General features: G+C 62.2%; 8 protein-coding genes and 1 pseudogene. 2 read left to right on the top strand and 7 right to left on the bottom strand.

Annotated features, from left to right (window positions below):
* From CKW24_RS28480 to CKW24_RS16880, 4 genes and pseudogenes are all read right to left on the bottom strand, one after another.
* Positions 1–125: pseudogene (locus CKW24_RS28480) on the bottom strand (IS110 family transposase); the annotation flags it as partial.
* Positions 126–327: 202 nt separating this feature from the next.
* Entirely contained in the window at positions 328–1,509 is a 1,182-nt protein-coding gene (locus tag CKW24_RS16890; protein ID WP_095169308.1) for an acetyl-CoA C-acetyltransferase, read from the bottom strand.
* Positions 1,510–1,529: 20 nt separating this feature from the next.
* Positions 1,530–2,189 carry a CoA transferase subunit B gene (locus CKW24_RS16885; RefSeq protein WP_095169307.1) on the bottom strand — a complete coding sequence of 220 codons (660 nt, stop codon included), beginning with the start codon at positions 2,187–2,189 and terminating at the stop codon, positions 1,530–1,532.
* Positions 2,190–2,227: 38 nt separating this feature from the next.
* Complete coding sequence (locus CKW24_RS16880; protein ID WP_095169306.1) at positions 2,228–2,926, bottom strand: CoA transferase subunit A; 699 nt, start codon at positions 2,924–2,926, stop codon at positions 2,228–2,230.
* Positions 2,927–3,074: 148 nt separating this feature from the next.
* On the opposite strand from CKW24_RS16880, the gene CKW24_RS16875 reads away from it, so the two are divergent.
* Both CKW24_RS16875 and CKW24_RS16870 read left to right on the top strand, forming a co-directional pair.
* Entirely contained in the window at positions 3,075–3,959 is an 885-nt protein-coding gene (locus CKW24_RS16875; RefSeq protein WP_095169305.1) for a LysR family transcriptional regulator, read from the top strand.
* Between the two features lie 130 nt (positions 3,960–4,089).
* Positions 4,090–6,003, top strand: coding sequence for an RHS repeat-associated core domain-containing protein (locus tag CKW24_RS16870; RefSeq protein WP_095169304.1), 1,914 nt, complete (start codon positions 4,090–4,092; stop codon positions 6,001–6,003).
* Positions 6,004–6,156: 153 nt separating this feature from the next.
* On the opposite strand, the gene CKW24_RS16865 is transcribed toward CKW24_RS16870, so the two are convergent.
* Genes CKW24_RS16865 through CKW24_RS16855 form a run of 3 tightly spaced genes read right to left on the bottom strand, consistent with a single transcriptional unit; the run spans position 6,157 to position 8,579 of the window.
* Entirely contained in the window at positions 6,157–6,408 is a 252-nt protein-coding gene (locus CKW24_RS16865) for a Pathogenicity locus (RefSeq protein WP_095169303.1), read from the bottom strand.
* 22 nt (positions 6,409–6,430) lie between these two features.
* Positions 6,431–7,531, bottom strand: coding sequence for an arginine N-succinyltransferase (gene astA / locus CKW24_RS16860; RefSeq protein ID WP_095169302.1), 1,101 nt, complete (start codon positions 7,529–7,531; stop codon positions 6,431–6,433).
* A 31-nt stretch (positions 7,532–7,562) separates the two neighbouring features.
* Positions 7,563–8,579, bottom strand: coding sequence for an arginine N-succinyltransferase (locus tag CKW24_RS16855; protein WP_095169301.1), 1,017 nt, complete (start codon positions 8,577–8,579; stop codon positions 7,563–7,565).
* Positions 8,580–8,674 lie beyond the last annotated feature (95 nt).

Here is an 8,674-nt window from a genome sequence, read left to right as displayed (position 1 = left end):
AAATGTTGGACAAGTGCTACGCGAGTGAATTTTTTGCGGTAAAGCTCATGACCTCGTTCATCTTGGGCGTGAAGATGAAAGGAGTTTTTACCCAGGTCGATGGCGGCGATAGCTACTTTGTTCATGAGAATGGTCTCCGGTGAGCCCCCAGTGAAAGCTTAGTGGGCTATCACTGGGGGCGGCGGGGGTAACCATTTCATTAGTGGTTCTGGGCGTTCGCAGATTTTGGGTACACCCCATCAACCTGTGGGAGCTGGCTTGCCAGCGATGGCGGTATGTCAGGCACCATCAATGTTGAATGGCCCGCTCCCACAGCTGCGGGTTGAATCAGTCCCGTTCGATGGCCAATGCCACGCCTTGGCCGCCACCGATGCACAGGGTAGCCAGGCCTTTCTTGGCGTCGCGCTTGATCATCTCGTGCAGCAACGACACCAGCACGCGGCAGCCCGAGGCGCCGATCGGGTGGCCGAGGGCAATCGCGCCACCGTTGACGTTGACCTTGCTCGTATCCCACTGCAGCTCTTTGCCAACCGCCAGGGACTGCGCGGCGAATGCTTCGTTGGCTTCGATCAGGTCCAGTTGCGCCAGGTTCCAGCCAGCCTTGTCCAGGCAGCGGCGGGTGGCCGATACCGGGCCGATGCCCATGATCGCCGGGTCGACACCAGCATTGGCGTAGGCGGCGATCTTCGCCAGTACTGGCAGGCCCAGTTGTTTGGCTTTTTCAGCGCTCATCAACAGCACGGCAGCGGCGCCGTCGTTGAGCGAAGAGGCGTTGCCGGCGGTGACGCTACCGTCTTTCTTGAACGCCGGCTTGAGCTTGGCCAGGGAGGCGGCGGTGGTCTCGGCGCGCGGTTGTTCATCGACCGCGAAGGTCAGCGGATCGCCTTTGCGCTGAGGAATCAGGATCGGCGTGATCTCGTCGGCAAAACGCCCGGCTTCGATGGCGGCCGTGGCCTTCTGCTGGGAGGCGGCGGCGAAGGCGTCCTGCTCCTCACGGCTGAGGCTGTACTTGTCCACCAGGTTCTCGGCGGTGATACCCATGTGGTAATCGTTGAACGCATCCCACAGGCCGTCGCTGATCATGCTGTCGACCATCTTCGCGTGACCCATGCGCAGGCCGGTGCGGGCGGCTGGCAACACATACGGCGCCAGGCTCATGTTTTCCATGCCGCCGGCGATGATCACGTCGGCGTCGCCGCAGCGGATCGCCTGGGCGCCCAGGTGCAGGGCCTTGAGGCCCGAACCGCAGACTTTGTTCAGGGTCAGCGCCGGCACCGCGTGGGGCAGACCGGCGAGAATCGAGGCCTGGCGCGCGGGGTTCTGGCCCGAGCCTGCGGTCAGGACCTGGCCGAGGATCACTTCATCCACCTGGTCGGCGGCCAGACCGGTCTGTGCCAGCAACTGGCGAATCACCGCGGCACCGAGTTCCGGCGCCGGGATGCTGGCCAGCGAGCCCTGGAAGCTGCCGATGGCAGTCCGGGTGGCGGCGACAATCACGACTTCTTGCATCGTATTTCTCCTCAAAGGGTTCAGGCGAACTGCATTTCGGGAACGTGTTCGGGAACGATCAGTTTACCGGCAGTCTTGCTGACGATTTCCTCGACGCTGACCCCCGGTGCGCGTTCCTTGAGGATGAAGGCGCCGTTTTCGATTTCCAGGTAGGCCAGGTCAGTCAGGACCCGCTTGATGCAGTTGGCGCCGGTCAGTGGCAGGCTGCAATGGCTCAGCAGCTTGGACTCACCGTCCTTGGAGGCGTGAGTCATGGTGACGATGATGTTGTCGGCACCGGCTACCAGGTCCATTGCGCCGCCCATGCCCTTGACCAGTTTGCCCGGGATCATCCAGGAGGCGATGTTGCCTTGTACGTCGACTTCGAACGCGCCGAGCACGGTCAGGTCGATGTGGCCGCCGCGAATCATCGCGAAGGATTCGGCGGAAGAGAAAATCGATGCGCCAATACGCGCGGTCACCGTTTGTTTGCCGGCGTTGATCATGTCGGCGTCGACCTGATCATCTGTCGGGAAAGCGCCCATGCCGAGCAGGCCGTTTTCCGACTGCAGCATGACTTCCATGCCTTCGGGAATGTAGTTGGCAACCAGGGTCGGAATACCGATGCCCAGGTTCACGTAGTAGCCGTCCTGCATTTCGCGGGCGACGCGTTGAGCCATTTGTTCGCGGGTAAGAGCCATTTTTTATTCTCCGTTGTTCGTCGGGCTGGGGGCGTGGATCACTTGCGCACGGTGCGCTGTTCGATGCGTTTTTCGAACGTGCCGCAGATCACCCGGTCAACGTAGATGCCAGGGGTATGGATGTGCGCAGGGTCCAGCTCGCCAGGCTCGACGATCTCTTCGACTTCGACCACGGTGATCTTGCCGGCAGTGGCGGCCAGCGGGTTGAAGTTCTGGGCGGTGTGGCGATAGACCACGTTGCCGAAGTGGTCGGCTTTCCAGCCTTTGACGATGGCGAAGTCGCCGGTGATGGACTCTTCCATCAGGTACGGGCGGCCATGGAACTCACGCACTTCCTTGCCTTCGGCCACGGGCGTGCCGACGCCGGTAGCAGTGAAGAATGCAGGGATACCCGCGCCGCCAGCGCGCATTTTTTCTGCCAGGGTGCCTTGTGGGGTCAGCACCACTTCGATTTCACCGCTCAGCAGTTGTTTCTCGAACAGGGCGTTTTCACCGACGTAGGACGCCACCACCTTGCTGATCTGCCGGTCTTCGAGCAGCACGCCGAGGCCAAAACCGTCGACGCCGCAGTTGTTGGAAACCACGGTCAGGTCGCGCGTGCCCTTGCGTTTGATCTCGGCAATCAGGTTTTCCGGAATGCCGCACAAGCCGAAACCGCCAGCGATCACGGTCATGCCGTCTTCAAGGCCGGCGAGGGCCTCTTCATAGGAACTCACGCGCTTGTCGAAACCTGCCATATGCACCTCTTTTATTCTTTGTGGGCGGCTGGCTAGCCGTATGGGGTTGAGTGTTGCGCCATCCGATTCATTTGATAAGTTGATTTTTAAGGTGGATTAATAGATAAAACTCGTTAATCCGTGGCGTACTTCATAATAAGGAACGCAGATGACCGTCAAGCAGATCCGCGCGTTTCTCGCCGTGGCCCAGAGTTTGAGCTTCGCCGTGGCCTGTGAGCGGCTGCACCTGTCGCAGTCGGCGCTGAGCCTGACCATCAAGGCCCTGGAAGAAAGCCTCGGCGGACGATTGTTCAGCCGCACCACGCGTAATGTCGCGCTGACCCCCGAAGGCGAGTCCCTGCTGCCCCTGGCCCGGCGCCTGATTGCCGACTGGGACAACGCCGAGGACGAAATGCGCCAGCGTTTCACCCTGCAGCGCGGGCGAGTGACCCTGGCGGCGATGCCTTCGTTTGCCGGCAACCTGCTGCCGCCGATCCTCAAGACCTTCCGCGCGCGTTACCCGAAAGTCAACGTCACGGTGAACGACGTGATCAACGAGCAGGTGCTGGAGATGGTGCGCGACCGTCAGGTGGAACTGGGCGTGGCGTTCGAGCCGATGCAGAGTTCATCGCTGCAGTTCACGGCGCTCTATGTCGACCGTTTTGTCGCGGTGGTGCCCAGTGATTCGCCGCTGGCCGGTCTCAGCGAAATCGACTGGAACACCCTGCTGGAGCAGCCCTTCATTACCTTGCAGCGTCCGTCGACGGTGCGGGTGATGCTCGAAGAGCACCTGCAAGCGCGCCAGACCCGCCTGCCGGTGGCCTTTGAAAGTCACCAACTGGCGACGGTCGGGCGCATGGTCGCCAGCGGCCTGGGGGTCAGCGCCGTGCCAGCCTTGTGTGCCGCGCAAATGCGCGAACTGGGTGCCCATTGCATCACCTTGGGTGAACCGGTGGTCGAGCGCGCCATCGGCATCCTGACCAAGCCCGGCCACGAACTGTCGGCAGCCGCCCAGGCGCTGTTCGACATCCTCAAGGGTGAGGTACGTCTGTAGTCCTTGTGCCCTGATACCTGCACGATGGGTCTCGAATCGTCCAGGGCAATTCTGATTTTACCCCGACCCGTTCAACACTTCTGGACGCTCGCGCAGAATCACTGACCCTCGTTCTGCAGAGAGACAACGGATGCTCATACCTGCCCATGAACCCTGCTTTATCTTGACCGTCGACGGCCTGCGCTGGACCTACCGGCGCAATGCCCTCGGCGATATCTGCGAACAGATCGACCCCCACGGCCAGGTCACCCGCTACCGACATGACGCCGAGGGCCGATTGCGACAAGTACTGGCGGCCGATGGTGCCACCCGGACCTTCAGCTACAACGCCTATGGCAAGGTCAGTGCCGAGCAGGATGAAATGGGCCAGGTCACACGTTACGAGTACGACCGCCACCTGCACCTGATCAGCCGACGGATCAATCCGGATGGTAGCCAGTTGTGCTATCGCCATGACCGTAGCAGTGGATTGTTGTCGGAGATCGAAAACCCAGTCGGTGAGGTGTATCGGCTGGAGCGGGGCGCCAATGGGCGGATCGAGCAGGAGCGGACTTTTGACGGACGGCGCTTCACATTTGCCTATGATCACCAGGGCCATCTGCTGCAGAAAAGCCAATGGGCGACTGACGGCTGTGCGCTGGTGACGGCGTACCAGCGTGACAGGACGGGGCGCCTGCTGCTCAAGACATTGCCCGACGCCAGCCGGGTGGCCTATGACTACGACCCACAGGGGCGCCTGAGCCGAGTCGACGATGACAGCGACTGGCCACTGATCTTCACCTACGATCTGCAGGGACGGCTGCTCAGCGAGCAGCAGGGCTGGGCCTGCTTGCGCTACAGCTACAACGCCAGCGGCCAGCTCGAGCGCATGCAGTTACCGGACAACCACTGGGTCGATTATCACTTCGCCACCGATGGCAGCCTCGCAGCCATTGGTTACAACGGTGAGCAGCTGTCCAGCCATCGCTTCGAGCGCGGGCAGGAGCAGCAGCGCCAACAGGGCCGGTTGCTCAGTCAGTATCACTACGACGCACGGGGTCGCCTGCAGGCCCACGCTGTCAATCAGCCAGAGCGTGCGCTGTACTTGCGGCACTACAGTTATGGGGTCAGCGGCAACCTGGCGAGCATCGCCGACAGCCACCACGGTCAGCGCAGTTTTTATTACGACGCCGGCAACCGCCTGGTCCGGGTGCGACACTCACGGGGCGCGCCGGGGCAACGGTTCGCGTACGCCCCGTGTGGCAATCGCCTACCGGATCCTGGCGACTGCCGTTACGACTACGATGCCTTTGGCAACCTGATCCGCGTACGCCGGGACGGTCAACCTGCGCAGGTGACCCATTACCACTATGACTGCCAGCATCGCTTGAGCGCGGTGCTCCTGCCCAATGGCAGCCGGGCCAGCTACCGCTATGACCCTTTTGGCCGGCGCAGTGCCAAGACTGTCGATGGCAGTACCACCGAGTTCGTCTGGCAAGGGCAACGGCTGGTTGGCGAAATCAGCGGCGATCATCAACGTCACTATCTTTATGAACCCGACACTTTCCGCCCGTTGGCCCTGGTCGAGAGAGGCGCTGCAGGCGATAGCCGCCGGTTCTACTATCAGCTCGATCATCTCGGCACCCCCCAGGAATTGACGGACAGCCATGGCGAAATCGTCTGGGCGGCGACCTATCAGGCCGGCGGCCAAATAGTCGGTCTTGAGCATTTGGGCCACGAGCCTGTGGAGCAGCCGCTGCGTTTCCAGGGGCAGTACTGCGACGAGGAAACGGGCTTGCACTACAACCGCCATCGCTACTACTGCCCGCATCTGGGGCGTTACCTGACACCGGCCCCGAACCGCCTGGCGGCTGGCCTCAACGCCTATCAGTACACAGTGAATCCAACGACTTGGGTCAACCCCCTGGGACTCAGCAGCTGCCCGGGGGGTGATGGCCGCAAGCCGCTACTGCAAGTGCATGATCCGTTGGCCAAGGCCGTGGTGGATGAGGCTGAGCCGCAGTTGCCGCAAGCCCTGATACGAGGCATCGGCGAGCGGTGGTGAGGAGGGAGGGCCGTCTGTCATTTTTTCCTGCACGGGGGCTTTTTTTCACGAAATTCTGACATTCGCAGGTGCAGATTGAACGGACAAAAGGATTTGACCCCATAGACAAAAAGCCCGCCAGATGCGGGCTTTTTGTTGTCAATCTGCCAGCACTCAGGCCTGGCTTGCATCACTGGTTTGTCGTGCCTTGGCGATCGCCGCCTCAATCGCGGCACGTGCCTGCGGGCTGTTCTTCCAGCAGGTGGAGCCGACCACTGCCGACGCCTGGACCACGATCTCGCGGGCATTGGCCTGGCTCAGTTGCAGCAAGGTGGTGAACCCCAGTTGTTCAAGGCGCTGGACCACCGTCGGGCCGACCCCCTTGACGCTTAACAGTGTTTGTTTTTCTTCCGTTGAAAATCCCATACGGGCTCCTTTTTGGTGAGCGTCACTGTAGCGCAATGCTCGTCGACGATGGCGTGTGCTTCTGGGATAAACCTGCTGCCCTTGAAAGGCCCGCCGCTGCAGTCTGTTGCTGTTCGGCGTAGAGGGCTACTGCGCGCACCAGGTTGCCCGGTTGCAATTGCAGGCGGCGGGCGGTCGGCCGATCCACTATCAGGTTACTGCCATCACGCTGTGCGCGGGCGACGGTGATGCGGCAGTTTTCCAGGCGGCGGTTGTGGATCAGCCACACCGGCGCCTGGTCATCAGGTGAACCGATCAACAGGCTCAGCGGCTGGCTATCGCGCACCGCGCGGATAGTCCCGACCGGGGCTTCGATCACCGGTCCCGCATCAAAGATGTCGACATAACCCTGATGGACGAACCCCTCGGCATCCAGGATCCTGCGGGCCGGCTCGGCGTTTTCATGGGCCTTGCCGATGACGTCCCGGGCCTGTTCGGTGAGCAGGCAGGTGTACAGCGGCTGACGCGGGATCAACTCGGCGATCAACGTTTTGTTGCCCAGCCCCGACAGATGATCGGCATGCCGGAAGTCTTGTCGAAAAAAGTGTCGACCCAGGCTGTCCCAGAACGGTGAACACCCTTGCGCGTCGGCGCTGCCACGTAACTCGGCAATCAGTTTGTCGCCGAACAACTGTGGATACTCGGCGACAAACAGCAGGCGTGCGAGCGACAGCAGTCGGCCGTTGTGGCCCAGTCGATGCGCCGGGTGCAGGAACAACGAGCAGACCTCCGATTGGCCAGTCATGTCATTGTTGAGAAACAGCGTCGGTAACTGTTGTTCGATGCCCAGGCTGGCGGACCGATTGACTGTCAGCCCGACACGGTAGTTGTACCAGGGCTCGCGCAGGCCTACGGCGCCGCCCAGCGCGCTGACCCCGAGCACTTGCTGGTCGTCGTCCTCGAGCACGAACAGGTAGTCGGCGTCCGCCCGTTCAACCTGACTGGCAAAGGTCCGTTGGGCCCAGCGGATCCGGTGGGCCAGGCGCTCTTCGTTGGCCGGCAGGGTGGTGAACCCCGGGCCTGCGCATTGTGCCAAGGCCAGCACGGCCGGCAGGTCGCCGCTGTGTACCGGGCGCACGATCATCGGCCGGTTCCCTGGCCACTCAACACCGGCCTCATAGGGCGACCAATCGCAGCGGGCTGCCGTCAGTCAGATGCAAGGCCGCCAGGGTGGCGGGGTCGAGGGTCACCGGCTCGTCGGCGCTCCAGTCCAGTTCGACCACCATCGCGCGAAAGTCATCCACGGCGTCATTGCAGATCAGGTAGGTGGTCTGGCCCGCGTGCGCGGTGCCTCGGCGGGCGGTCGCCGTGCGGCTGTGGGCAATCGAGCGGATGCTGGGGGTGCGTGCAAACAGCGTCGGGCCGGCGTCGAACAGGTCGACGTAGCTGTTGGTTTCGAAGCCTTCGCGCTCGAGGATGTCGAAGGCTTCCTGGCCCGCGGGATGGACCCGGCCAATGCATGCCTGGGCGTCTGGCGTGAGCATCGGTACATAAATCGGATAATGGGGCATCAGCTCGGCGAGAAAACTGCGGTCCTGCAGCCCACAGAGGCGTTCGGCCTCGACGTAGGACAGGTTGAAAAAGTGCTTGCCCAGGGCATTCCAGAAGGGTGACTCGCCCGCCGCGTCGCTGTAGCCGACGATCTCGGTAATCACCGCTTCGGCAAACCGTTGGGGATGCGCGGCAATGAACATCAGCCGGGCTCGCGAGAGTAGTTCGCAGAAAGCCGTGTGCTGCAGTTCTGCGTCGATGTGCAGGCCGCGCAGCAGGGTGTGGGGGCTGAGGTCCTGGCACAACGACAGCGCCGGTACGCCATGGTGTACGTTCAGTTCCCGGGACGCGCTGATGAAGGGGCGGTTGCGCAGGCTGTAGAACGGTTGCTGGTAGCCGGCGGTGGCGACGATTTCCGCGCAGCCGAGCAAACGCTGGTGCTCCAGGTCGTGCAGGGCAAAGCAGTAGTTCTCCCGGCCATTGCTCTGTACCGGGCTGGCAAACGAGCGCTGGGAGTCGCGGATTTTCTGCAGCAGGCAGTGGCTGTCGTCCGGCAAGGACGTGACCCCTACCAGGCTCTCTCGCGCCAGTTGCTGTAACTGGGGCAGATCGGATGGCTCGACTGGGCGTAGGACCAGCATGGATAAACTCCTGTATCAGAACGACCGGGCCACGCTGGCCAGGCTTGACGATCACTGTCGGGTTCCACGCGTTGCAAGTGCGCTGGGTCAACCTC

This window comes from Pseudomonas sp. Irchel 3H3, from assembly GCF_900187635.1.
Taxonomy (GTDB): domain Bacteria; phylum Pseudomonadota; class Gammaproteobacteria; order Pseudomonadales; family Pseudomonadaceae; genus Aquipseudomonas.
Note: the sequence above shows the minus strand (reverse complement) of the source record. Positions and strands in the feature narration are given on the sequence as shown.

Excerpts from the sequence above, each read along its gene's own strand:
- CKW24_RS16890 (WP_095169308.1), bottom strand. The coding sequence starts at position 1,509 with ATGCAAGAAGTCGTGATTGTCGCCGCCACCCGGACTGCCATCGGCAGC.
- CKW24_RS16885 (WP_095169307.1), bottom strand. The coding sequence starts at position 2,189 with ATGGCTCTTACCCGCGAACAAATGGCTCAACGCGTCGCCCGCGAAATG.
- CKW24_RS16880 (WP_095169306.1), bottom strand. The coding sequence starts at position 2,926 with ATGGCAGGTTTCGACAAGCGCGTGAGTTCCTATGAAGAGGCCCTCGCC.
- CKW24_RS16875 (WP_095169305.1), top strand. The coding sequence starts at position 3,075 with ATGACCGTCAAGCAGATCCGCGCGTTTCTCGCCGTGGCCCAGAGTTTG.
- CKW24_RS16870 (WP_095169304.1), top strand. The coding sequence starts at position 4,090 with ATGCTCATACCTGCCCATGAACCCTGCTTTATCTTGACCGTCGACGGC.
- CKW24_RS16865 (WP_095169303.1), bottom strand. The coding sequence starts at position 6,408 with ATGGGATTTTCAACGGAAGAAAAACAAACACTGTTAAGCGTCAAGGGG.
- astA (WP_095169302.1), bottom strand. The coding sequence starts at position 7,531 with ATGATCGTGCGCCCGGTACACAGCGGCGACCTGCCGGCCGTGCTGGCC.
- CKW24_RS16855 (WP_095169301.1), bottom strand. The coding sequence starts at position 8,579 with ATGCTGGTCCTACGCCCAGTCGAGCCATCCGATCTGCCCCAGTTACAG.